Annotated in this window: 22 protein-coding genes and 1 pseudogene; 18 read left to right on the forward strand and 5 right to left on the reverse strand. The window is 71.1% G+C overall.

Features of this window, described 5'->3' with window-relative positions:
* The 4 genes and pseudogenes from IEY73_RS26940 to IEY73_RS26955 form a co-directional block, all read left to right on the forward strand.
* A partial coding sequence (locus IEY73_RS26940) for an IS110 family RNA-guided transposase (RefSeq protein ID WP_189082132.1) occupies positions 1–1,046 on the forward strand: 1,046 nt, incomplete at its 5' end.
* An 877-nt stretch (positions 1,047–1,923) separates the two neighbouring features.
* A complete protein-coding gene (locus IEY73_RS26945) occupies positions 1,924–2,205 on the forward strand; it encodes a type VII secretion target (RefSeq protein ID WP_189082133.1) in 282 nt (93 codons plus the stop codon).
* 319 nt (positions 2,206–2,524) lie between these two features.
* The gene (locus tag IEY73_RS26950) at positions 2,525–2,911 is read left to right on the forward strand and encodes a nuclear transport factor 2 family protein (RefSeq protein WP_189082134.1); all 387 of its coding nucleotides are present in this window, start codon (positions 2,525–2,527) and stop codon (positions 2,909–2,911) included.
* A 441-nt stretch (positions 2,912–3,352) separates the two neighbouring features.
* Positions 3,353–3,658 (forward strand): annotated as a pseudogene (locus IEY73_RS26955) (IS21 family transposase); the annotation flags it as partial.
* A 539-nt stretch (positions 3,659–4,197) separates the two neighbouring features.
* On the opposite strand, the gene IEY73_RS26960 reads toward IEY73_RS26955, so the two are convergent.
* Positions 4,198–4,920, reverse strand: coding sequence for a hypothetical protein (locus IEY73_RS26960; protein ID WP_189082135.1), 723 nt, complete (start codon positions 4,918–4,920; stop codon positions 4,198–4,200).
* Positions 4,921–5,696: 776 nt separating this feature from the next.
* Here IEY73_RS26960 and IEY73_RS26965 point away from each other — a divergent pair.
* From IEY73_RS26965 to IEY73_RS26995, 7 genes are all read left to right on the forward strand, one after another.
* Positions 5,697–6,512: a hypothetical protein gene (locus IEY73_RS26965; RefSeq protein ID WP_189082136.1), complete on the forward strand. Its 816-nt coding sequence runs from the start codon at positions 5,697–5,699 to the stop codon at positions 6,510–6,512.
* Between the two features lie 230 nt (positions 6,513–6,742).
* Complete coding sequence (locus IEY73_RS26970; protein ID WP_189082137.1) at positions 6,743–7,084, forward strand: pilin; 342 nt, start codon at positions 6,743–6,745, stop codon at positions 7,082–7,084.
* A 3-nt stretch (positions 7,085–7,087) separates the two neighbouring features.
* Positions 7,088–8,398, forward strand: coding sequence for a TrbL/VirB6 family protein (locus IEY73_RS26975; protein ID WP_189082138.1), 1,311 nt, complete (start codon positions 7,088–7,090; stop codon positions 8,396–8,398).
* On the forward strand, positions 8,395–8,598 hold the full coding sequence (locus IEY73_RS26980) for a hypothetical protein (RefSeq protein WP_189082139.1): 204 nt from the start codon (positions 8,395–8,397) through the stop codon (positions 8,596–8,598). Before IEY73_RS26975 ends, IEY73_RS26980 begins: the two co-directional genes overlap by 4 nt.
* Positions 8,591–9,517 carry a PrgI family protein gene (locus IEY73_RS26985; RefSeq protein ID WP_189082140.1) on the forward strand — a complete coding sequence of 309 codons (927 nt, stop codon included), beginning with the start codon at positions 8,591–8,593 and terminating at the stop codon, positions 9,515–9,517. The genes IEY73_RS26980 and IEY73_RS26985 overlap by 8 nt, the downstream gene beginning before the upstream one ends.
* 41 nt (positions 9,518–9,558) lie before the next feature.
* Positions 9,559–11,298, forward strand: a complete 1,740-nt coding sequence (locus IEY73_RS26990; RefSeq protein WP_189082179.1) for a VirB4 family type IV secretion system protein — start codon at positions 9,559–9,561, stop codon at positions 11,296–11,298.
* 127 nt (positions 11,299–11,425) lie between these two features.
* Positions 11,426–13,978: a type IV secretion system DNA-binding domain-containing protein gene (locus IEY73_RS26995; protein WP_189082141.1), complete on the forward strand. Its 2,553-nt coding sequence runs from the start codon at positions 11,426–11,428 to the stop codon at positions 13,976–13,978.
* Positions 13,979–14,472: 494 nt separating this feature from the next.
* Here the strand turns inward: IEY73_RS26995 and IEY73_RS27000 are convergent, their stop codons facing one another.
* Positions 14,473–15,279, reverse strand: coding sequence for an SDR family oxidoreductase (locus tag IEY73_RS27000; protein WP_189082142.1), 807 nt, complete (start codon positions 15,277–15,279; stop codon positions 14,473–14,475).
* A gap of 342 nt (positions 15,280–15,621) precedes the next feature.
* On the opposite strand from IEY73_RS27000, the gene IEY73_RS27005 reads away from it, so the two are divergent.
* Positions 15,622–16,170 (forward strand): IS1096 element passenger TnpR family protein, encoded by a 549-nt coding sequence (locus tag IEY73_RS27005; RefSeq protein WP_189082143.1) that lies wholly within the window; start codon positions 15,622–15,624, stop codon positions 16,168–16,170.
* Between the two features lie 335 nt (positions 16,171–16,505).
* On the forward strand, positions 16,506–16,796 hold the full coding sequence (locus tag IEY73_RS33795; protein ID WP_229716194.1) for a helix-turn-helix domain-containing protein: 291 nt from the start codon (positions 16,506–16,508) through the stop codon (positions 16,794–16,796).
* Between the two features lie 33 nt (positions 16,797–16,829).
* Here IEY73_RS33795 and IEY73_RS27015 read toward each other — a convergent pair whose 3' ends face one another.
* Together IEY73_RS27015 and IEY73_RS27020 are read right to left on the reverse strand one after the other, a co-directional pair.
* Positions 16,830–17,231, reverse strand: a complete 402-nt coding sequence (locus IEY73_RS27015; protein ID WP_189082144.1) for a VOC family protein — start codon at positions 17,229–17,231, stop codon at positions 16,830–16,832.
* Positions 17,228–17,368 carry a hypothetical protein gene (locus tag IEY73_RS27020; protein WP_189082145.1) on the reverse strand — a complete coding sequence of 47 codons (141 nt, stop codon included), beginning with the start codon at positions 17,366–17,368 and terminating at the stop codon, positions 17,228–17,230. Before IEY73_RS27020 ends, IEY73_RS27015 begins: the two co-directional genes overlap by 4 nt.
* A gap of 781 nt (positions 17,369–18,149) precedes the next feature.
* On the opposite strand from IEY73_RS27020, the gene IEY73_RS27025 reads away from it, so the two are divergent.
* Together IEY73_RS27025 and IEY73_RS27035 are read left to right on the forward strand one after the other, a co-directional pair.
* Positions 18,150–18,332: a YegP family protein gene (locus IEY73_RS27025; RefSeq protein ID WP_189082146.1), complete on the forward strand. Its 183-nt coding sequence runs from the start codon at positions 18,150–18,152 to the stop codon at positions 18,330–18,332.
* Positions 18,333–19,315: 983 nt separating this feature from the next.
* Positions 19,316–20,290 carry a replication-relaxation family protein gene (locus IEY73_RS27035; RefSeq protein WP_189082148.1) on the forward strand — a complete coding sequence of 325 codons (975 nt, stop codon included), beginning with the start codon at positions 19,316–19,318 and terminating at the stop codon, positions 20,288–20,290.
* A 389-nt stretch (positions 20,291–20,679) separates the two neighbouring features.
* Here the strand turns inward: IEY73_RS27035 and IEY73_RS27040 are convergent, their stop codons facing one another.
* Positions 20,680–20,868, reverse strand: a complete 189-nt coding sequence (locus IEY73_RS27040) for a hypothetical protein (RefSeq protein WP_189082149.1) — start codon at positions 20,866–20,868, stop codon at positions 20,680–20,682.
* Between the two features lie 73 nt (positions 20,869–20,941).
* Here IEY73_RS27040 and IEY73_RS27045 point away from each other — a divergent pair, with 73 nt between their 5' ends.
* From IEY73_RS27045 to IEY73_RS27055, 3 genes are all read left to right on the forward strand, one after another.
* Positions 20,942–21,607: a hypothetical protein gene (locus IEY73_RS27045; RefSeq protein ID WP_189082150.1), complete on the forward strand. Its 666-nt coding sequence runs from the start codon at positions 20,942–20,944 to the stop codon at positions 21,605–21,607.
* 96 nt (positions 21,608–21,703) lie between these two features.
* The gene (locus tag IEY73_RS27050) at positions 21,704–22,279 is read left to right on the forward strand and encodes a hypothetical protein (RefSeq protein ID WP_189082151.1); all 576 of its coding nucleotides are present in this window, start codon (positions 21,704–21,706) and stop codon (positions 22,277–22,279) included.
* A gap of 182 nt (positions 22,280–22,461) precedes the next feature.
* On the forward strand, positions 22,462–23,796 hold the full coding sequence (locus IEY73_RS27055) for an FAD-dependent oxidoreductase (RefSeq protein ID WP_189082152.1): 1,335 nt from the start codon (positions 22,462–22,464) through the stop codon (positions 23,794–23,796).
* The last annotated feature ends 49 nt before the right edge of the window (positions 23,797–23,845 follow it).

Here is a 23,845-nt window from a genome sequence, read left to right on the forward strand (position 1 = left end):
GGATCCTGGCCGTAGTCGACCAGCCCGCCTCGATCGGTGCCCTGCCCGTCGCGGTCGCCCGCGCGTGCGGGCATCAGATCGCCTATCTGCCCGGTCTGGTCATGCGCCGCCTCGCGGATCTGCATCCCGGCACGGCGAAGACCGACGCCCGCGACGCCTGGGTGATCGCCGACGCCGCCCGCACGTTGCCGCACACGCTGCGCCGGGTCGACGCCGGCGACGACGCCCTCGCCGAGCTGGAGATGCTGGTCGGCTACGACGACGACCTGGCCGGTGAGGTCACTCGCATCGCCAACCGCATCCGTGGCCTGCTCACCCAGATCCACCCGCCGCTGGAGAAGGTACTGGGCCCGAAAGTCCAGCATCCCGCCGTCCTCGAAGTGTTGTCGCGGTGTGGTGGCCCGGCCGGGCTGCGCAAGACCGGCCGGTCGAAACTCACCGAGATCATCAAACCTCGAGCTCCGCGCATGGGTGCCCGCCTGGTCGAGCAGATCTTCACCGCCCTGGACGCCCAGACCGTTGTCGTCCCTGGCAGCACCGCAGCCGAGACCATCCTGCCGAGGCTGGCCGGCAGCCTGCGGGAGCTGCTGAAACAGCGTGACCAAGTCGCCGGCCAGGTCGAGGAGATGCTTGATGCGCACCCTCTCTCCTCGGTCCTGATCTCGATGCCCGGCATCGGGGTCAGGACCGCAGCCCGGATCCTGCTCGAAGTCGGTGACGTCGCCGCGTTCCCGACCTCCGGCCACCTGGCCGCCTACGCCGGTCTCGCCCCGGTGACCCGCCGCTCGGGCACCAGCATCCGCGGTGAGCATCCACCCAAGGGCGGTAACAAGCAGCTCAAACGCGCGTTCTTCCTGTCCGCGTTCGCGGCCCTGGCCGACCCGCTCAGCCGGGCCTACTACGACCGGAAACGCGCCGAAGGCAAGAAACACAACGCTGCTCTCATCTGCCTTGCACGGCGTCGCGTCGACGTCCTGCACGCCATGCTCCGCACCGGAACGCCCTATCAGCACAAACCAGCAGAGAAGCTTGCCCTGGCTGCTTGACAGAACCCATAGGGACACCCCCCGAGGATGCGCGATCAACTGTGGGGCGGCGCCCGACCGACCCGGGCATCGAGGTGTCGCCGGGACCGACCTCGCCAATTGATGCAACTCGGGGCAGCGGGCAACGGCCGATGCCGGCCTGCATTTCTGCCCGCCGTAGTCGTCACCTGGCGGGCCGAGGTCGACCAGCTGTTCAGGCCCGACCGAGGAAGACAGCGAGCAGACGGCAAGGTCCTGCCAGGTCGGCGCCCTGCAAGACGTACGCGAGGGGGAGGGCGCGGATCGCCGCCCAGCCGTGCAGGTGGACAATACCCGATTCGGCCGCGGCCAGTGCCGCAGCCGTTTACCTTTCGAGTGATCCTCGGGAGGTAAATCCTGCTCAAGCCGCCTGTCGACCCGATGCGCGCTGTTCCTGCCGCGAGCCTGTTGGAGCCACGGACCGCCAGCATCCCACAGTACGAGGTCAAATTCGACGGTTCTCCAGAGACACTGATGTGTCTCAGCTGAGGATCGATGCGTATCGGTTCGCCGCCTCGTCCGTTGAGTGATTGGCACGCTCGTCGATCGCTCGCGGGGTTCTCATGCACCTGTTCTTCTCATCGAGGGCGCGTGCCTCCTGAGCAGCGAGCTGTCATCGTCAGGGTCCGCCCAGGCCGATGGCGGAGGCCGCAATCGACGCCTCTGAGCTCGGCCTATTCAGTATTGCGGCTTTGCCTCATTAATGGTGTGTAAGCAGCCGCCCGAGGCAGTCCAGCGCAGCCGCCCTTCTCCCTGGCCGATGTGGCGCTTACCGTGAGATGGCTCTCGATGAGCCGATCGACGACTTGGCGCTGCGGCGGTTGCAGGGTGACGGGTGAGCGGCTAGTTCCAGATCAGCATGTCTGATCTCGTCTCGCATGCCGCCAAGGTTGAGCGGATCGGTGACGGCTTGGACACCGCGAAGCAGGCTGGCGTGGCAGTCCAAGTTGACTCCGGCGCATATGGACAGCTGTGCCAGTTCGTGCCGACCCTACTGTATGACCTGCAAGCGCAGGTGGTCGACGGCCTCGGCAGCGCGGTCACTGCGGCGCGCGACACCGCAGATGCGTTGCGGTCGACGGCGGCGGGCTACGACACGGCCAGCGGCAAGGCGGCCGACCGGCTGAAGAAGACCCGATGAGTTCGGGCAATGCGCTGGTTGCAACGGCAGGTTCGTCAGTCGACCCATGGCCCCGGGTGTGGATCGCCCAGGGAGTCGAGAGCATCTACCGCAGAGTCAACGACGGTAGCTTGATCGAGGGATCTCCCGGCGCGGTCTCGGCCGGTCTTGACGCGCTCACGAAAGCCGCCGGGTTCGTGGTTGCCAGCGTACGGAGGTTGGTGCGCGACGGAATCGCCACGCTCATGTCCCGCCTGATCGTCTGTGCGGCTCAGCTGCAGCACGAGTGGTACAGGTTGGCCCTGGTGAGGATACGGGAGTCTGACTAGCGTGTTTGTCCATGAGCAACACTGTGGTGGAGCGCCTGATTGGCGCGTTGAACAGGCACGATCTCGACGGGGTGGCGGAGTGTTTCGGGCCGGACTTCTCGGGGGAGTGGCCGGCGCATCCGGGCCGGGACCTCGTTGGGCCGGAGCAGGTACGACGCAACTGGGAGAGGATCTTTAAGTTGTCGCCGGAGATCACGGTGGCGATGACGCAGGCGGTCGAAGTGGGCGACGAGGTGTGGGGTGAGTGGTACTACACCAAGGCCGCTGGGCAGGACCTCAAGGGTGTCATCGTTATTACGGTTCGTGACGGTCTGATCCGGCGGTCTCGGTTCTACATGGAGCCGATAGACGCGGTGGACGCCGCAGTTCCCGGCGGCCCGCGCCTCGCTCGCGACTGACGTAATGGGGCCGCGTGGCGGGATGACGACTTCGGCACCTTGCTGCGGACCCTGCGCCCATTGGGTCACTCCCGATGGGCCGCGGTTCGGGCGTCGCTGCCTATCGTGCGGCGGGTGCCCGGCCTGCGACGCGATGAGCTGGTTGGCATTGCGGGTGTATCGAAAGAGTAGCTGAAGCGGTTGGAGCAGGGGCGGCGACCGTTACGAGAGTTGGTCGACGCGCTCGCTTGAGCGCTGCGGCCCACTACTCCCAAACGCGGCTGGCTGTGCATGTTGGCCGGGGCCGCCGCTTCTCCGGAGCCGAATGGCGTGGTCCCCCGCGAGATCACCGAGACGGCCCGCCGGATGGTGGACCGCCTGACCGAGGTAGCGGTCAGTGCCTGCGACGTGGCACGTGGAAGTCTGCACGGTGCCGGGGGCGGGCCGCGGGCCCAACGGGGTATAAGGGAGATCGCGGAAATCTTAGAGGCCTACGGCCCCAAGGGTAGTTACCGTGCGGCGGCTGAGCTGGCGGGGTGTGACCACCACACCGTGGCCCGGTATGTGAAGTTCCGGGCGGAGGGACGCAGCCCGCAGGAGCGTGCGCAGCGGGTCCGGCCGATCGACGACTTCATCGACAAGATCGAGGAGCTGGTCGCCCGCTCGGGTGGCCGGATCCGCGCCGACGTGGTGCACCGGCGGATCACGGCGATCGGCTTTGTCGGCGGGGAACGCACGCCTCGGCGGGCGGTCGCCGAGCTGGTCGCGGCGAATCTTGCCCCAGGTGCCGATCGGGAGCGGGGGTCTAGGCAAGGGCGCGGCCGTTCATGTCCGGTCGGTGTGGTCCTCGAGCCACTGCTCGACCTCGCTGCGCCGGCAGCGCAGCACGCGACACGGATTGCCGACGGGCCGAGCCCGCGGCTGCGCCAGCTGTAGAGGGTCGCTTTGGGTTTGCGAATCCAGGCGGCGACCTCGTCGATGGTCAGCAACGGGTCCGGCGCCCAGGCCGTGCCGGGCCGGCTCATGGTGAGCCCCGGTGAGCGGGATGCACCTGGCCACGGGCCTTGTTCTCCTCGTTCTGCTGATTTGATGAGGCGATGGCTGGACTTGGCAACACAACGTGACTCATGCGCTGGCAGGGTCGGCCGGTCGTCTCTGTCGCCTGGCGACAGATCCCTGACGTCGGGGCGGGTAGCGGTGCCGCGGGTGACATGGTTGCGCTGACGGTTCTGTCGCGCTGCGCGGCGTCGGTGTCGCGGGTGACAGAGCCGTGCGGCCGTCCCTGACAGGGAGCGCCTCGCGGGGTGTCACGGTCGCCGCCGGGGGTGACCGAAGATCATCAAGGTCGTGGCGGTGCCGTGTCGTGTGTCATCGGAGCTGGCGTGCCTGGCGGTGCGCTTGCCGGTCGCGTAGGTGAAGGCGTCCCGGCCGTCTGCGGCGTCGATCGGGACGATGTCGTGCAGGTGACGGAGTCCGGCGGTCTGCACGGCGGCCAGCAGGACCTGCTCGTGGTGGTGGTAGCTGGTGGTGTCGGCGCCTGGCTGGGTGGCCGTGACGACGACGATGGTGCTGCCGTCGTCGGCGAGGTGCTGTTGACAGCGGCTGAGCAGGTTGCCGGCGTTCACGTCGGTGGTGTCGGGGCGGGGCCAGCGCAGCAGGATCAGCGCCGCTGCCGGGGACGGGTGGGCAAGCGGCTTGGGTCCGGTGGTGTCGGTGGCTGTCGTGTAGGTCCGGCCGGTTGCCTCGGCGGCGTGTTGCAGGTGGATGTCGGCGTCGAAGTCGAGGACGGTGCTGTGCACGTCGCTGTAGATGGCGACGAGGTGGTGCGCCAGGCGTGGCGTCAGCGGACTGGTGCTGGCGTCACCTGTTCCGGCGTCTGTTCCGGCGTCGGTGTCGCCGGGGGAGTCGGCGGCGGTGCGCCAGATGATGACGGTGGCCCTGTCGCGACCGGTGTAGGGGACAGGGGCGTCGGCTGGCGTGCTGGTACGGGACGGTGGTCCGTCGGGCTGATTCGTGTCGTGGGCTGTCATGGGCGGGTTGCTCCCGCGCCGACTGGCCGTGCTCGCATTCCACTAAAGGCGCCGCGGAGCTGGCAATCGCCGGACCGGCGCGCGGCGGCACGCTCAACACCGCCCAACACGCCGTCGTCGTCGGCGGCGGGCGTGACCCAACGAGGCGGCGCCCATCAGGGGCGTTGACCCAACGGCGCTGTGGCCGTACCCAACCCGTGCGGGCGCTCGGCTGTTGGATTCGCGTCGGCCCTCGACATGGATGGCCGTGTTGGCGGGCTGACCTGCGCTGTTGTGCGGGTGGCCCGTCAGCGCAGGGCAGGCAACGGCGACCGTTGGCTGGGAGCCGTCCCAGCGGAGGGAAGCACCGCATGCGCCAGGCCGAAAGCGGGCCCCGGGATGGCCACGGATCTGCGCACGCCCGTGATCATTGTTCCAAGGTGCTTGCTGCTGTCGGCACGCGCTTACCGGCGAGCATCGCGGCGCGCTGCCGCCGGCTCCGTCGGAGGCCGGTCATCGGGCTGGGGCGTTGACCGCCCTCAGCGTGCCGCGGGCGGCGGCGACCGGCTATGTCGCCCAACGGCTTCCAACAGGCAGGCTGGCCTGCACTGTTCGCTGTGCCCGACGACCAGGGTGGGCGTGGCCGTCATGCCGGCCACGGTTGCTGGGAGCCCCGTGACCTGGCCCAACGAGAGAGAGCAGCCGTCGGCTGCTGCGGCCGGTGTTGGTTTGGGCTGCCTGAATGGCGGCTCACGCGCCGCGTGCTGTGGCGCACCGCCCTCTAGGGAGTTTCGCCAATGTCTTGCTCTTCTTCCTGGCCGTTGACGCCGCTGGACGCGGCGGAGAAGGCGTTCACCCTGCTGGCCGCGGCGCCGACCCACGTGCCGTTCGACGCGCGTGGCTTCGCCGGGTTGCCGGAGCGGATTGTGTCGCTGGATGAGCTGCGCGGTCTGCTGCTGTCGGCGGGCACCGGCGGCGTCGTGCGGGACGCGGTCTGGCGTGAACTGGTCGTGCGGGCCCGGCGTGACGGACCGGCGTGGCGAGTCGCGGCCGTCGGGATGGCGATGCCGGGTCTGCGCCGGCAGGCCGGGCTGCTGGCCGCCGGCTGGCGCGGCGACACCCACGACCTCGACTCCGAATTGCTGGTCGGGTTCCTGGAACGCCTCGCGACGATCGACCTCGACACGCCGCGGATTTGCGGGCGGCTGGTGGAGGCCGGTGTCCGTGCCGCGCGCAAGCTGCGGGAGGCGGAGTCCGACACCCTGCTGATCCGCGCCGGCGCGGCGGGTGCGGTGCTGCCGATCCGGCCGTGGGACCACCCGGACCTGGTGCTGGCCCGGGCGGTCGCGGTCGCGGTCCTCGACCGTGACGAGGTCACGTTGATCGCCTCCACCCGGCTGGATCATCAGACGCTGGCGCAGGTCGCCGCACGGATCGGGATCTCCGCGCAGCTCGCCTCCCAATGGCGGGCGCGGGCGGAGAAACGGCTGCGGGAGGCGATCGTCGCGGGCGAGTTAGCGTTCGTGCCGCTGCGGGCGCGCCGCACCCGGGCCACTGTCGGCCGGCGGGCTGGCGGTGTTGGTCCGGCGTTGGGTGCCGGCGCGGCGGCGTAGACGGTGTTGGCCGTCCAACGCGAGGCCTTGGTGGGCAAGACATCGGACCGCAGACAGGGCCCGGTGTCGCGCCCCGGGACCTGCGGGGTGGCGCCGGGCTGACCGGGCCGTGTTCGCACCCGATCCCCGAACGGCTGGAAGGAGCCCTGCTCCCACGGCCCCGCCCCGGGTCCCGGCGGCGCACCCCAATCCCGTCATCGCCCCGGGTTCCGGGGCGGGAGGTGCCCGCCATGTCGCGACGCAACATTTCCCGTCTGCTCCTCGTTTTCACGGTCACCGTTGCGGCGGTGGCCGTGTCCGTGCCGGCCTCCGCGGCTGCCGCCCCGGTGATCGTGGCGGCCCACAGCCTGCCGGTGATCGTCTCCAACATCACACGGTGGATCATCGGTCTGCTGTTCGGGGTCGCGACCTTGTTCCTGACCGTCGGCGGCCTGCGCTATCTGGCCGCCGGCGGTGACCCGGGCGAGGTGGAGAAGGCCAAGTCCGCGCTCAAGTCGGCCCTGATCGGCTACGCCCTGGCGATCCTGGCACCGGTCCTGCTCGCCGTCGTCAGAGGCTGGATCGGTGGCTGAGCGATGACTGACTGGCTCATCTCCGGCCTGATCGACGCGATCGTCACCTGGCTGGCCGCGGTGATCATCGCCGGTCTGAACATTCTGTGGGACCTGCTGTCGGCCACCGCGTTCACCTCGCCGGATGTGACCCTGTTGCCCCAGGTCCAGTCCGTGTCCCGTACGTCGCTGGCGATCGTGAACACCTGCTATGTGCTGGCCCTGTTGTGGATGGCCATCCTGGTCCTGGGCCGCGACACCCTCCAATCCCGGTACGGCCCGGGCGAGCTGATCCCGCGGCTGGTCATCGGCCTGATCGGCGCGAACCTCGCGATGCCGCTGTGCTCGCAGCTGATCGGCCTGGCCAACGCGGTGACGACCGCGCTGACCTCGCAGGCCATCACCGCGCCGGGGTCGCTGCGCCAGATGCGCCAGATCGTGACCGGCTCGCTGGCCGGCCCGCCGGGCACCGACCCGGGCGGTTTCCTGCTCATCCTGATCGGGCTGGTCATCGCGGTCATGGTGGCGATGCTGCTGGTGCAGTGGATCGTGCGGGTCGGGGTGCTGATCGTGGCCGTCGGGATCGCGCCGATCGCGTTGGCGCTGCACGGCACCCCGCAGACCGAGCCCGCCGCGAAGCTGTGGTGGCGCACCATGCTCGGCGTGCTGGGCATCGTGGTCGTCCAGGCGGTCGCGCTGCACACCACCATGACGGTGTTCCTAGGCCCGCAAGCCGATCTGCCGGCGCTGGGCCTGCCCGGCAAGACCGGCACGGTCATGACGCTGCTGATCGTGCTGTGCCTGCTGTGGGCGATCCTGAAGATCCCGTCGATGATGCGCCGCTACGTCACCAGGTCCTCGCCGAGCCCGGTCGCCACGATGGTGCGGGTCCTGCTCGTGCAGCAGCTGACCCGCGGTGTGCGGCGCGGGATCGGCCGGGCCGGGGCGGCGCGGACCGCCGCCGGGCGCGGTCCCGGCAGGCAAGATCTTCCGTGGCCGATCGGCCCGTCTGGCCGGGGCGGGAACCGCCCGGTGCCGCCGCCCGCGGCCAGTGCCCGGCCCGCAACCGTTCGGACGCTGTCGCCTCTGACGGAGCGACCGGCGTCGCCGAGCCCGCGGCGGGCGTCGCGTCCCGATCGGGTGCCGTCACGGCCCCCGGCCGGCGCCGGACCAGGCGTGGTCGGCACGGCCTACCCGACCGGACGCCCGGTCCGGCCCTACACCCCCGACGAGATCGCCGGCGGCGTCGACGTCTACACCCGGTCGCTGCGCCGCCGCGCCGCCACCGCACCGAGCCGCGGCACGGCCGCGCCGTCTGGAAGGAACCGCTCGTGACTACCGACATCGCCGTTTCCCCAGCAATGCCGCCGGCGGGCCCGGACGCCCGCGACCAACCGACGGTCGTCGCGGTGGCCTGGCCCACCGGCCGGCCGATCTACCCCTACACCCCTGACGAGATCGCCGAGGGCGTCGACGTGTACACCCGGCATCTCAAGGCCCGCCGCCGGGCGCAGGGCGGTGGCCGGGATGCGTAACGACCCGGACGTGGCGCCGACGGCCCGTATTCCTGCCGACGTCGACACCCCCGACAAGATTGTTTACGGGCTGACGGTGCGGCAGGTGGCGATCCTCGCGGTCGCCGCTGCCCTCGGGTATGGCGTGGTCCGCGGGCTCGGGCCGCTGCTGCCGCCACCGGCCCTGATCGCCGTGCTGGTCCCGTTCGGCGGGGCCGCGATCGTGCTGGCGCTGGGCCGCCGCGACGGGCGCAGCCTGGACGCGTGGCTGCTCTCGGCGATCCGGCACTCCCGCGGCCCGAAGCAGCACGCCGCGGTGGCGGCCCGGCCGGTGCCGGGCTGGGCGCCCGGTGCGGGTATGGCGGTGCCGCAGCTGCGGCTGCCCGCGCACGCGATCGCCGAGTCCGGCGTCATCGACACCGGCGACCAGGCGGTCGCCCTGGTCGCGGCCACGACGGTCAACATCGGGCTGCGGTCCGGTGATGAACAGGCCGTGCTGGTCGAGGCGTACGGGCGGTGGCTGAATAGTCTCACCGGCCCGGTCCAGCTGGTCGTCTCGGCGCAGCGGGTGGATCTGTCTGGTCAGGCCCAGCGTGTCGCCGACCGGGCGGCGGGCATCGCCGACCCGCAGCTGGCCGACGCCGCGTACGACTACGCCGCGTTCCTCGACCAGCTGGCCGAGCAGCGGGATCCGCTGTGGCGCACCGTCACCATCGCCGTGGTCTCCACGGCAGGCCAGGGCCGCGACGCCGACGTCCTGCGCCGCGCCGACCACACCGCGTCCGCCCTCGCCGCGCTCGGGACGCAAACCGTCGTGCTCGACGGCGCCACGGCGACGGCGGTGCTGACCTGCGCCACCGACCCGTACGCGCCGGGGGATGTCACCTGGCCGCGGGCCCGCCCCGGAGCGCCGGTGACCGTGCAAGGAGCCGCCACGTGAAACTGTTCCCCCGCAGACCACCAGCACAGACAGGTGCTGACGTGAGTCCGGCGGCTTCGGTCGGGCTCGCGCCGGTTCTGGGACCGGCCTCGGTCGTCAACCTGCCCCGGCACGTGCAGCCCGGTGACGGCTACGCCGCGACCCTGATCGTCACCGGCTACCCGGCCGAGGTCGGCGTGGCCTGGCTCGACCCGCTGCTCGCGTGGCCGGGCCGGCTCGACGTGGCCGTCTACCTCGACCCGCTCACCCCGCACGCCGCGGCCGGGCGGCTGCGCCGGCAGCGGGCACGGCTGGAATCCAGCCGGCGCGTCGACACCGAGAAAGGGCGGCTGCCCGACCCGGCCGCCGAGGCCGCCGCCGACGACGCCGCGGACCTGGCCGACCGTGTCGCCCGCGGCCAGGCCAGGCTGTTCCGGGTCGGCCTCTACCTGTGCGTGCACGCGCCGAGCCTGGGGGAGCTGCAGGAGGCGGTCGCGCACGTGCGCGCGGTCGCCGCGTCCGTGCTGCTGGACGTGCAGCCGGCCACCTGGCGGCAGCTGCAGGGCTGGACGACCAGCCTGCCGCTGGCCACCGACACGATCGGCATGCGCCGGGTCATGGACACCGACGCGGTCGCCACCATGTTCCCCCTCGCGTCGCCTGACCTGCCCGCGCCGTTGCCGGGCGAGCCGGCCCCGGAGGGTGGCTTGTTGTACGGGCTCAACCCCGACAGCAACGGCGTCGTCTGGTGGGACCGGTGGAACCAGCACAACGCCAACGCGGTCGTGCTCGCCCGCTCCGGCAGCGGCAAATCGTATTTCGTCAAGCTGGAGGTGCTGCGGTCGCTGGCCGCCGGGGTGCACGTGTCGGTCATCGACCCCGAGAACGAGTATCACCGGCTATCGGACGCGGTCGGCGGCACCACCCTCGCTCTGGGGGCCAAAGGGGTGCGGATCAACCCCTTGGACATCGCGCCCGGCGACCGCCGCGACGACGCCCTCACCCGCCGGGCCTTGTTCCTGCATACGCTGGTCGCGGTGCTGCTGGGCGAGCAGCCGCCCCCGGCCGAACGCGCCGCCCTGGACACCGCGATCATCGCCGCCTACACGGCGGCGGGGATCTCCAACGATCCGGGCACGTGGCGGCGGCAGGCGCCGCTGCTGCGCGACGTGTGCGCCGGCCTCGACGCTCAGGATTCCGATCCGGCGCGGACGCTGGCGGCCCGGCTCACCCCGTGGGTGTCCGGGTCGTTCAAGGACCTGTTCGACGGGCCCACCACCCACGTTCCGGGCGGGCAGCTGGTGGTGTGGTCGACCCGGCAGCTGCCCGACGAGCTACGCGCGCCGGGCATGCTGATCGCCCTCGACGCGATCTGGCGCGACATCGACGCCCCCACCGGCGGGATGCCGCCGCGGCGGCTGGTCATCGTCGACGAGGCATGGGTGCTGCTCCAAGACGGCGCCGGCGCCACCTTCCTGTACCGGCTGTCCAAGTCCGCGCGTAAACGCCGGGCCGGGGTCTCGGTCATCACCCAGGACGTCGGTGACCTTCTCGGCTCGGAGCTCGGGCAGGCCGTCATCGCCAACGCCGCCACCCAGATCCTGCTGCGCCAGGCCGCGCAGTCGGTCGACGTCGTCGCCGACACGTTCGGGCTGACCGCGGGCGAAGCGCGGCTGCTGCTGTCGGCCCGCCGCGGCGAGGGCCTGCTGATCTCCGGCACCCACCGTGTCGGGTTCCAGGCCGTGGCCTCCCGCACAGAGCACCGGCTCTGCAGCGGCGACCTCGACGTCGACGACGCGTAGGGCGCCTGCCGGCAGGCCGCCGCGGCGCCCCGTCTCCACATCTGTCCTCAACATGGGCCGGGCCCGTGAGCTCAGCGGGAGCTTGCGGGCTCGGCCCTTCGTCGTTCGGCGAAAGGGGCTTCCCGTCATGTTCTGGTTCACCGTTGCGCTCCCCCCGCACCCGTCTGCACGCCCCGCTCCGATACCGGAGGTCGCCGAGCCCCTGCCGTGGCTGTGGATTCAGCAGGCCGCCTCCGCCGTCGCCGCCTGGTGCGCGCACCGGCCGTGGCTGCTCGCCGTCGTCCCCGCCGTCCTGCTTTCCGGGTGGACGGCCTGGGCGGTCCTCGTCGCCCGCCGCGACCGGCGCAGCCGCGAGCATGCCCGGCTGATCCTGATCAGCCCGCCGCCCGAGGTCGACCCCGACGGCGCCGCCGTGGCGTGGTCCACGCTGGCCGAGATCCTGCGGCCGGGCTGGCGGCGCCGGCTGCGCGACGGCCGTCCGCATGTGGCGCTGGAGTACCGCTGGACGGGCCGTCAGCTGCGCCTCGGGCTGTGGCTGCCCGCCACCATCGCGTCCGGGCCGGTGTTCGCCGCGATCCGCGGCGCCTGGCCCGGCGCCGCCTGCGAAATCGCCGACCCGGCCGGCCCGATCCCGGCCACGGCGGTTGCCCGGGGCGGGGCGCTGGTCCCGCTGTTGCCGGCCTGGTTCCCGCTGCACCGCGACCACGAGTCCGACCCGCTGCGCCCTCTGATCCAGGCTGCGGCCGAACTCCACCGGCACGAGGCCGCCTGCGTGCAGATCCTGGCCCGCCCGGCCACCAACCGGCAGATCGCCCGGCTGCGCCGTGGCGTCCAAGCTCTGCGGACCGGCAAACCCGCCGCCGGCCTGCTCGATCCGGCAGTGTGGCTGCGTGCCGTCTTGGACTTCGGGCTCGGTGCGTCCGGCCCGCGCCGCCCGGCATCGGCCGCGGCCGGGCGCGGGACCGCACGGCTGCCGGGCGCGGACCCGCAACGCGAGCGGGACGCCCGCGCCGCGGTCGACAAACTCGCCGACGCCCCGCTGTGGGAAGTCGCCATCCGGTACGCCGTCGCCCCCACCGGCCCCGGCGGCACGGCGACAACCGTGGCCCCGCGGCTGACCAGCCTCGCCCACGGCCTGGCGTCCAGCTTCGGCGTCTACACCGGCCGCAACCGGCTGCGCCGCGTGCCCCTGGGCCGGCCGGCCGCCGTGCTGGCCTCCCGTGTCCTGCGCCACGGGTTCCTGCTCGGTGGTGGCGAGCTGTCCACCCTGGCCGGGCTGCCGACCGACCTCGCCGTGCCCGGCCTGGACCGGGCCCGCGCCCGCGTCATGCCGGCCCCGGTCGCTGTGGCCGGCGGCGGGCGCGGCACCAAAGTCCTCGGCGTCGCGCAGGCCGGCGGCCACAAAGTCGCCCTGAAGGCCGCCGACGCCCGCCAGCACGCGCACCTCATCGGCAGCACCGGCAGCGGCAAATCCACCCTGCTGGCCAACATGATCCTCGACGATGTGCACGCCCGCCGCGGCGTCATCGTCATCGACCCCAAAGGCGACCTGATCAACGACCTGATCGACCGGCTGCCCGCCGAGGCCGCCGGCAGACGCCTGTACCTGATCGACCCGGACCAGCCCGCCGGGGCGACCCTGAACCCGTTGCAGGGCAACGACCACGACCTGGTCGTCGACCACATCGTCAGCATCTTCGGGAAGATCTTCGCCAAGCACTGGGGCCCGCGCATCGACGACACCCTGCGCATGGCCTGCCTCACCCTGCTCCGCAAGGCCAACGCCACGCTGACGCTGATCCCGTCGCTGTTGCAGGACAAGCAGTTCCGGGCCGCGTTCACCGCCGACCTCGACGACCCGGAAGGGCTGCTGGGGTTCTGGCAGTGGTTCGAATCCACCCCGCCGCCGCTGCGCTCGCAAGTCATCGGCCCGGTCCTGGCCCGGCTGCGCAGCTTCCTGACCCGCCCGTTCGTGGGGCAGAGCATCGGCGCACCCCGCTCCACGGTCGACATGCGCCGCGTGCTGGACGGCGGCATCCTGCTCGCCCGGCTGCCGAAAGGGCAGATCGGTGAGGAGACCTCCCGGCTGATGGGCTCGTTCGTCCTCGCCTCGGCCTGGCAGGCCGCCACCGCGCGTACCCGGACCGCGGAAGGCTCCCGCCGTGACGCCGTGGCCTACATCGACGAGGCGCACAACTTCCTGAACCTGCCCGGCTCGGTCGGCGACATGCTCGCCGAAGCCCGCGGCTACCGGTTCGGGCTGGTGCTGGCGCACCAGAACCTCACCCAGATGCCCCGCGACACCCAGCTCGCCCTGAGCGCCAACGCTCGCAACAAGGTGTTCTTCACCTGCGCGCCGGAAGACGCCACACAGCTGGCCAAACACACCCTGCCGGAGCTGTCCGACCACGACCTGTCTCATCTGGACGCCTACCAGGCCGCCTGCCGGCTGGTCGTCGACGGACGCGAAACCCCCGCCTTCACCCTGCACACACTGCCACCGAAACCGGCCGTGGGGGAGGCCACCGCGGTCCGGCAGGCCGCTATCGCCAACGTCACCACCACCGACGGCGCCGACCCGGCCACGATCGCCCGCCTCGCCGGCGTCAAACCATCCAGCCGGCACCGAGGCGCCGGCCAGGCCACCGACCCGGCACCCACCGACGACAGCAACGCCTGACTGCACGGTCCTGCCCCGAGCCGCCGAGGCCCGCGCCGCGCGTGTGCTTCGCTCGCGTTCGGCCACGGCGGTGCGGGGGCCGGTCGTCGGTCTCGGCGAAACGTACGGGCCTCGAGCGCGACGGCGCCGCAGCCAACGCGCCGACGCGGACGCGGTGGCGAGACCGGCAACGACGTGTTCGTGGGGCATGTGCCGGTGCAGCAGTAGGACCTCGGTCAGAGCGGGAGTGCCGGCCGCCTCGCCGTCAGCCTCGCAGGCCGCAGCCCACCAGGCGTCATGGACCGGGGTGAACTTCCCGGCCGCGCGAGCCTGTTCCAGGGCGGTGGCACCCGGAAGCGCCCCGAGGTCAGCCGGGCTCCCGCCGCCCAGCGCGGTCTCGAAAATCGCGGACATCGGATCCATCCGATCGAGCGTGCCACTCTCGTGGCGTCGAAAGCGGCGGACAAATCCCACGTCGGAGGGGCTCGGCGCAGAATCTGATCGATCGGACGGGGTCATCGTGATGACCATCCGCCGTCCGAGGCGATGGTTTGGCCGGTGATCCAGCCCGCGTCGTCGCTCAGCAGCCAGGCGACCAACCGGGCAGTATCGGTCGGTGTGCTCCAACGACCTCCGGGGTTGAGCCGGCTCACTTCGGCCCGGAGAACGTCGTCGGCGTAGCCGGTATCGTTCGGCCCCGGGTTGATGCAATTGACGGTGATACCCCGAGGCATCAGGTGCGTCGCGAGGCTGGGGGTGAGCTCGTGCAACGCCGCTTTGGAAGCGATGTAGGGAAGCTCGTCAGGCATGGCGCCGTGGTATTGCCCAGACGTCATCCACAGCACGCGCCCGCCGGCGCGGGTGTCGTCATGCTGGACGGCGAACGCCTGGACCAACAGCAGAGCCGCCCGGGTGTTGACGGCATAGCTCAGGTCAAGTTCGTCGATAGTCAGAGTCTCCAGGGTCTGGTTGATGCCCCGGGCGTGGTTCACGACCAGGGCGTCGACATGCCCGAACGCGTCGCGCGCGGTGTCGACCAGCAGCGCCGGAGCATCAGGCTCGGATAGATCTGCCGAGGAGTGCTCAACCCGCCCACCGGCCTGACGAAGCTCATCGACGAGGGCCTCCGGGCCGCCTGGGTCCGCGCCCCAAGGCTGCTCGGCGTCGTGGGGCGCCCACGATTGCAGGAACACCGCGGCGCCGTCCGTCACCAGTCGCCGGGCGATGGCTGCGCCGATGGCGACCCGGCGGCTGACGCCGGTGACGACCACGACCCGACTCTTCAAGGATGGTGTAGACACCCCGTCATCGTCGCCGCGCATCCGGCAGTTCGCGACCGAGTATGTGGGCCGTCAGCCCGCCATCCGCAGCCTCGTTGGCTGGTGGTGTCGAAACGCGCGGACACGAGACATACCGACGATCATGCGGTGCTCAAACCGAGGTTGGCCCGATGTCCAGAGCAGCAGACACAACCACAGCGGATCTTGTTGGACAGCATCTCAGCGAGCACGCTGCGTAGTGCTGCCTGCCAGGTGTCGGGTCCACCTCGGACGGCGCAGATCGGCACGGTTGATCTTGCACAGCGGTGGCGGGCGGTCGACTGAGATCGGTGACGTTGCGTAGTCTGTCATCGCTCGGATCCCCGACTTCGAGGACGTCCTTTCATGGCTCGGACCTGGCTGTCGATCCGCGTCGAACTCGTGTCCGGCCGCGGCGCCGACTTCTGGCCCCGGCCGGGTCGCGACTTCGCCGCCGCCCGGTCGCACACCTTCGACCAACTCGCCACCGCGATCAACCTGGCCTTCGCCCGCTGGGACCTCGCCCACCTGCACTCGTTCACGCTGGCCGACGGCACCCTGGTCACGCCGCTGGACCTGTGGGACGGGGAAGAGCCCGACCGCAGTGTCGACAGCGACGCCACGAAGTTGAGCCAGCTCCAGCCGGGCGAGCAGTTCGCCTACCTGTTCGATTTGGGCGATGATTGGGCCCATCTGTGTACGGTCGCCGAGCGTCGCATCGACCCGCAGGACACTCTCGGCGTGGTGCCGCCGGAGCCGATGCCCTACTTCGGCTGGGGTGGCCTGCCCGACCAGTACGAACGCCGCTGGCCCGGCGACGACGGTGAGTCCGCGCCACCGAAGAGGCCGCGGAACCTACTGGTCGAGTTGCCGCCGCTGCTGCCGCTGTGGGGCACTCGCCGCCACGGAAGGTAACCATGTCCGCCAAAGCGTCGCAGGAGCTGTGTATTCCAAGCCACTTCGTCAGTGCCTCACCCAGGTGTACGCCGACACCAGGTGAGATCTGAAAATCGGGTCGTTGCCGATGTCCCTGATGGATTCGTCGGACCGGCGCGAATCGACGATTGACGTGTTCAAAGGGGCTGCCGTTGATCGGTGAGTTTGGATGAGGTGGAGTGGGCGATCCAGCGGCTCGCCGCTGCTGCGACGGTGCTGACGCTGGATCAGCGGCGGCGAATCGCGGACCTGCTGGCTCGGCCATCGCAGCTGCAGACAACTGCGTCTGTGCGGGGAGCACCGTGAACGCGCTGGTGCTGACCGTCGAGGAGGCTGCCGAGTTACTGAAGGTTGGCCGGACCACAATCTACGATCTGATCAAGACCCGGAGCGCTGAACAGCATCATGATCGGGCGGCTCCGACGCGTGCGCTACTGCGATGTCGTCGCGTACCTCGACGGAGTCGGGAGCCGTTTCGCCTGAGAGATCAGCGGCCTGCCCGGCTCGGCTGGCCTTGGTGTGGGTGTGGCCGACGACGGTATGGCGCAAGACAACTGCCCTCACTGTGGCGTAGTCCCGTGGGAGCCCTTAGTCGACAGCCGTGATTTGTTGATGATGGTTCGACCGGCTGTTTCGTCTTATGCGGCGACGAGTTCGATCTCGAAGCCGTCGGAGTTTTCGAGGTAGGCGGCGTGGTGGTCCGGGCCGCCGGCATACGGATGGCGGTCGGTGAACAACAGGGTCCAGTCGTGCTGGGGCGCTTGCTGGGTCAGGGCGTTGACGAGGTGGGTGCTTTCCACGTGGAAGGCGAGATGGTTGAGGCCGGGTCGGCGGCGGTCGTGGTCGGCTGCAGTCAGGTCGGGTGATTGCTCGACGACGATGTAGGTCGGGCCCAGTCGCCAGCTGCGTCCGGCGGTCCAGGATTGGAACAGGGTGTAGCCGAGCTCGGTTAACAGCCAGCCCCAGCTGAGGACGGCCCGGTCCAGGTCGGGCACCCAGATCTCGATGTGGTGGAGTGTGCCCGTGGTCGGACTGTTCACGCGGTGGCCCTCTCGATTCGTTTGACGAGTTTGCCACGTTCGGACCGGGCGCCGACGCGGACCAGAGCTACCCAGTGCGCGACCGTGGTGCGGTGCCGGACAGCGGCGAGGCCCCACTCGATCGGATCGTGGTTCATCGATGTACCCCGATGCTCGGCGGGCCGTCGTAAAAGGGGCGAGACATGTGTCCGGGTCGTCGGTGCCCTTGCCGGACTTCGCTGCGCACGCGAGCTTGAACGCTGCTACCGCGCGGCGGGCTTGGTCGCGGTTCTCGGCACTCCAGGTCTTTCCGAGGGCTTCCTCGCCCCGGGGTGGGCAGGTTTCGGCTCCGGGCGTGTTCGCGGTCTTGTGGAACCAGCAGCGGTGCTTCGGGTGTCAGGGAAGGGCTTCGCGGAGCGCGTTCCAGAACCACAGCGTGCCGTTGCCGACGGCCAGGACTGGCGCTCGTCTGCCGCGGCGTTCGCAGTTGCCAAGTCCTGACGGTGAGCGCGGCGGGTGTCGTGCTGCCACTGCACGGTGAGCCCGGGGGGTGACCACTACGGACAGCCGGCGGTTGGTGGCGAGTAACTGCTGCAACGCTGGCACGAAATCGGACGACGAAGGCGGTGTGGGTGCAACACCGGCAGCACCCCGTTGATCTGTGGGGACTTGCGGCATCGGGCGGGCAGGACCGCCGAAGAGGGATCGTTTGCGTCAACGTGTCAACGGCGGTGCCGAAACTGATCACGTTGATTATGGTGATGCGCCCAACTGGGGTTCCGGACGAGGCGTGCGTGAGGTCCTCGGACGGTATTGAAATCGGGTGTTGCCTGCTGGGTGTATGGCTCTTGCTCGTCCGGGGTAACGGGTGGGCACGTTCGCGGGGGAGCATGCTGCGTCGCGATCGCGGCGCGGTCCTCAGGTGGAGGTGAGGCGACGATGGCGGGCAAGTTCGAGGTGTACACCGACAAGGCCAACAAGTTCCGGTTCCGGCTCAAGGCATCCAATGGGCAGATTGTGGCTTCCAGCGAGGCCTATGACACCAAGGCGGCGGCGAAGAACGGCTGCGAAGCAGTACAGCGGGCCGCTGACGGCGCGGAGATCGTTGAGACCGAAAGCTGACCCGGACCTTGGCGTAGCCCGAACGAAGAAGATCGGCGCGACCAACGCGGAAGTGGGCCTTGGAGATAGTCCTGGCAGCTTCCGCGTTCGGCGCGTTTCCGCCCGGCAGACGTTTCCGTTCTGTCGACGGTGACCTGATCATGTGAGAAACCAAGAACGCGGAAGACCGTCGCGGCGGTGACGGAACACGGCACACAACCGGCAGCCCATCAACGAGCGGCCACCCAGCGGAACCTCTTGGAGGCAGCGCGTCGACGATCAGTCGAACCGGATCCGGGTGCTCCCGCCCACGGTGATCGCGATGCAGTGTGTGGATGCGAACAGGCAGTCGCCGCGCTGGCGGCGATGCTCACCGCGAGGGTCTCGTGCACAATAGCTTGTGATCAATAGGCTCTGGTCATGTGGCCGCTGAGCTGCACAAACTCCAGCGGAAAGCCCACTTGGGGCGGTGGGGCCCCTGGAGAATCAGCGATGGCTACGTGAAGGCCTAGCTGCGGAGCTGCCGGGCCTGTCCGGAGCGGGTGGCCGACGTGTTGGGGTCGCCGCGGTCAGCGTCTGCTCCCAGGAGGTCTCCGGTCTGCTCGCGGGGGTCTGCCCGCGGCTGGTCGGCATCCCCGCCGACCGGATCCCACGATTCGTTCGCGTCCTCAACGGGTGCCGCTTGAGCCATTGGCAGGCCGACGAGGACGTCGGCAGGCGAGGGCGGGCAGCCGGCACAGCACGGCGCTCTCGAATCGCTCCGGGGGAAGCGGTTCGAGAGCGCTGAACCTCGACGTACGCCGACACGCTGCCCGCCTCGTGCGGGTGCCACCGCGTGTCCGCGGTGGACCGCCGCCCGGGCGGCTCACGACCGGGCTGATCGGTCTTGTCCTGCCCGGCCTGGACCTGGTCACCGGGTCGGCCCGCGACCCGGCCGGGACCCCGCGTCATCAGGCCGACCCCAGGCCGACTCACGCCACCCAACATCGCAGCTAGGAGCCCGCATGCCCGGCACCGGCCCAACCCGACGCTTCCCTGCAGGGGAAGTCTCCCGAGCGGGGACGCAGCCCCCTGCGTCGCCACCGACCGCGGACTGGGTCACCACCTCGCCCGGTTCCACCCTGATCGGCATCTCGCACCGCCTGCGCCCCCGCGACTACACCATCGCCTCCCTTCTGCATGAACACACCACGCTCACCACCGACCAACTCGCCGCCATCTTGTTCACCAACCCCATCACCTGCCGGCACCGCCTCGGCGTGCTTCGCTCGATCGGATACCTCGACCGGTTCGTGCGCCGCAATCAGCCCGGGAGCTCCAACCTCGTCTGCTGGGTCGCCGGCGTGCTGTCGGCGCGCCTGGTCGCCCTGTCGACGGGGGAGACCCCGCTGCCGGCGAAGGCCTTACGGGAGCGGCAGGACCGCGTCTACGCCAGTCCCACCCTCGATCACCTCATCGGCACCAACTGGTTCGGTGTCCGTCTGCTGGCGCGCAGCCGCACGGACACCGGCGGCGCGTTGCTGCGCTGGTGGTCCGAACGCACCACGGTCCGGATGTTCGGCCGGCGCATCCACCCCGACGGGCACGGCGTCTGGAGTGACGGCACCCGGCAGGTCGGCTACTTCCTCGAGCTGGACCGGGGCACCGAATCGCTCAGTGTCGTCGTGGGCAAGCTCGGCTCCTACCGGCGGCTGCGCGCCGAAGGCGGCCCGGGTTATCCGGTCCTGTTCGCCTTGCCCAACCGCACCCGTGAGCAGAATCTGCACCGGCGGCTGGCTGAACGCAGCGAGCCGGGCGTCGTGGTCGCCACTACCTCACCGGAGTCCGGCAGCGATCCCGCGGGGGCGGTCTGGCGGCTGGTCGGCGACGGGCGTCACCGCCTTGCCCTGGCCGAGCTGCCGGCCGGCCACGGCCAGCCCGGCCCGCTCAACCCGGGAGCGCCGGCGGCGGATCAGCATCCCCTGTACCACCTGCGCTGAGCCCGCCGGCCGCCGCGGGCCCGGTCACCCGGGTCGCGTGCGGCGTTCCCCGCCGCGGCCCTGACCGTTGTGCGGGCCACGGCGGCGACGTCGGTCCCGCCCGGCCGCGTCTGCGTCGCCACCGGTTGCCTGCCGCCGGCTTCTGCGGCCCGCTCCACCCCGGACCGTCGGCGCCCGGCGAACACCGGCTGTGTTCCCTGAGGTAGCCGGCCTCGGCGGCGCTGCTGGCGGATCACCCAACAGCGGCCGGCCGCCCCACAGCATCACCGCCTCACGCGGGCCTCGTTCCGACGGTGCGGCACACACCGGCCGGCCGTGATCGGTGCGCGGGCTGGCTGTTGGGTGAGGCCGGTACGGTGAAGCCTTCTCCATCGAGAAACCCCCGTGCATCACCCGGGCCCGGCGCCCACGACCGCGGTCGCACCCGCCCACCCGCCCTCGAAGGGCCGGTCGGCCTGCACCGCCCGTGGCATTCGCCGCACCCACCGGTCCACCACGGCGCTGGTTCCCGCGCCCCGCGCGCCGCTCTGCGGCGCCGCCCGCCGCTGCTCGGCGGTTCGTGCCTTGTTATCGCGCATCCTGCCCGGCTGTCTGGGCGAGCCGTCTGTAGGCGTGCCCGACACGCAGTCTATCCACTGTGGAGGTTCGGTTGTGTCTGAGAGTTCTGTCCTGACCGTCTGCCTGCCGACGGCCACCCCCGCCGATCAGATCGGCGCTGCCGCGGCGGCCCTGCTGGCCACCCACGGCATCACCGACGCACGTCTCGCGAGCGGGCATTTCCTCACCCGTACGCGGTGGCGTGCCGGCCGACTGCTGCAGCCGGGCGCCGGCGTCGCGGCGGGCGGGCCGATCGGCCTGCTGGATCTTGCGCGGATGCGCGCCGGTCTGCAGCAGCGGTACGGCGACCGCTGGCAGATCTGGCAGCAGGTCGTCGCCGGTTCCCCGGCCGCGCGCCCGTGGTGGCATTTCTACGACCGCTACGCGGCTGATCCGGACACCTACACCTGGGAGCATGCCCGGCACGGTTTCGCCAGCCAGCCGCGGGTGGCCCGGATGCTCACCTACAACGCTCACCCGTGCCGGCAGACGGATCTGCCCACCGAGCACCTGGACGCGTTCGATGCTGGCCTGCAGGCCTATGCCACCTACGGGTGGCTGCAGGCCGTGCCGGGCGGGCGGATGCTGACGCTCGACGGCCGGCTGCTGGGTCCGGGCAGCAGCCGCTACAGCGTTCACCTGGAGTTTTTGGGCCAGGCCAACGTGCACCTGCAAACCCTCGCCGCCGGCGGTGTGCTGGCCGCCTTCACCACCGGCTAAACCTCCACTGTTGCGCCAGGAAAGGCCGGTCATCGCCTGCGATGACCGGCCTTGCCGGCATGCCCTGATTTTTCGACCGGAAGGAGAACCGATGTGATGTCGTCAATCGCCTTTGCCGTGCCCGGCCTGCGCACGCTTGCCGCCGGTTTGCTGCTGCTGGCCGCTGCCGTGGTGCTGCAGGGCGCCGGGCTGGTCGCCGCGCCCGGTCACCGGGCGGGGAGCCTGTGGTGGCAGGCGGGCAGCCTCGCGCTGGCGGGCGTCGGCACGCTGACTGTGCTCGGCGGGCTGCTGCACACCCGTATCCGGGTGCGGGAGCTGGTGCAGCGGCTGGAACAGCCGATCGTCGTGGCCGTCGTCGAATGGCAGTCCGACCGCGGCGAAGACCCCGCCGTGGTGGTCGGCGACAGCGTGCCGGGCGTGCAGCGGCCGGTCGCCGCGCTGCTGGCCCGGCTGGCCGGCGACGGCGCCCTCAACTACGTCGACGACGCCTGGGTGGCCGAGCACCCGCGGCCCGACCTCGGCGACCCGGCCGCGGTCGCGGAGTACCTCGACGCGGTGCGCGAGCAGACCACCGACGCGTGGGTCACCCTCTACGGCCCCGTCGGCAGCCGTGCGCCCGGCGCGTTCCTGCTGACCTACCACGACGTGCGCGCCGACCGCCCGGACAAGTAAGCCTGGCGCCCTCGGCGCGCAGCCGGGCTGAGGGCCCTGCCACCCGCATTTCCTCGTTGTGAGCCCCGTCCCCGGGGCGGCCGGACACGGCCAGCCTGCCGCACCGGCCCCGGGGTCACCGGGGTGGTGTGCGCGCGGCCGGCGGTCCCGGCCCCTCCCCGGGGCAGACCGAAAGGACAGCCATGTTCGAACCGTCCACACCCCTGTCCACCCTGCTGGCCCGGGCCGCCGGGCAGCAGCCCGCGGCCCTGCAGGCGGCCCTGGACCGCGTCAGCGAGTTCCCCAGCCCGGCGCAGGCCCAGCTGACCGGTCTGCTGCTCGACCCGGCGGGCCGGCAGTTCACCGAGGAGTTCCTCGACAGCTGGTGGGCCGACGCCGGGCGGCGCCAGCGCCTGCTGCAGACCGCGAGCCCGGACCGGGAGGTGATCATCGGGTCGGGGGTGCACGCCGCCGTGTACGCGGCGGTGCGGGTCCAGCGCGGGTTCGCCAAGCCTTTGGTGCTCGAGCGCGGCACCCGGGTCGGGGGCACGTTCGCCCTGACCGGCCGTCCGGCGTTCTACCTCAACTCGCGGAACCGTCGCGGTGTCAGCGGGATCGCCGGCGACCAGGGCGCCGACCTCAACTACCTGCCCGGCGCGCCGGTGCAGGCCGCGGACCTGTCCATGCGCGAGTACCAGCCGAACACCGACCTGGGCCTGGCCGTGCGCCTCGCGCTGGCGCAGTACGCCGACGTGGTCACCGAGGCCGAGGTCGCCGGGGTCGACGAGGACGGCCTGGGGGTGCAGCTGGACATCGCAGGGGCGGATCCGGTGTTCGCCGGGCGGGTCATCGACGCCCGCGGGCTGGGCGATCCCCGCGACCAGCAGTGGGCCGACGGCGTCACGATCTGCACGTTCGAGCAGTTCATGCGCCGCATGGCCGGTGTCTGGCCGCTGCGCGGCGTGCGGCGCGTCGCGGTGATCGGCGGCGGTGATTGCGGCAAGTGCGCCGTCGAGTCGTGCCTGGGCCTGGCCCCGCCACCGGTGGCGGGCCTGGATCGGGTCGAGCAGGTCGACTGGTATGCCCCCGGCCTGCCGGATCGGTGCAAGCCGTGGCGCCGTGAGGTCCGCGGCCGTTACCAGAGCATCGGCCGCTACCTGCGGCCCGACCGGCGCGGGACGCGCCGGCTGATGGTGCTGCCGCGCGCAAGTCGGCCGGTCGGCCTGCCCGGCCAGGGTCTGGTCGACGGGCGCGGCTACGACCTGGTCGTGGTGTGCACCGGGTATGCCGAGCGGCGTCTGCCCGGGCTCGGCTTCGAGGACTTCACCCCGTACGCGATCCCGGGCGGCCCGGTCGTGGCCGCCGCGCACGACGAACTGCCGGTGTGGCGGGTCGGCCCGCACGCCCGGCTGGGGTTCTGCGGCCGGGAGTACCGCGACGGGCTGGCCGACAACCCCGGTAACGCCGTGGCTGTGTTCCGCACCGTGCCCAACACCGCTGCGCTCGCGGCGACCCTGACGGCCCCGCCGAGCTTCTGACCGGGCCGCGAACCCCCCCCCGGGCCCTGCGCTGCCGCCAGGCCCGGTG

Origin of the sequence: Mangrovihabitans endophyticus, assembly GCF_014646155.1 — a bacterium.
GTDB classification, from domain to species: Bacteria; Actinomycetota; Actinomycetes; order Mycobacteriales; family Micromonosporaceae; genus Actinoplanes; species Actinoplanes endophyticus.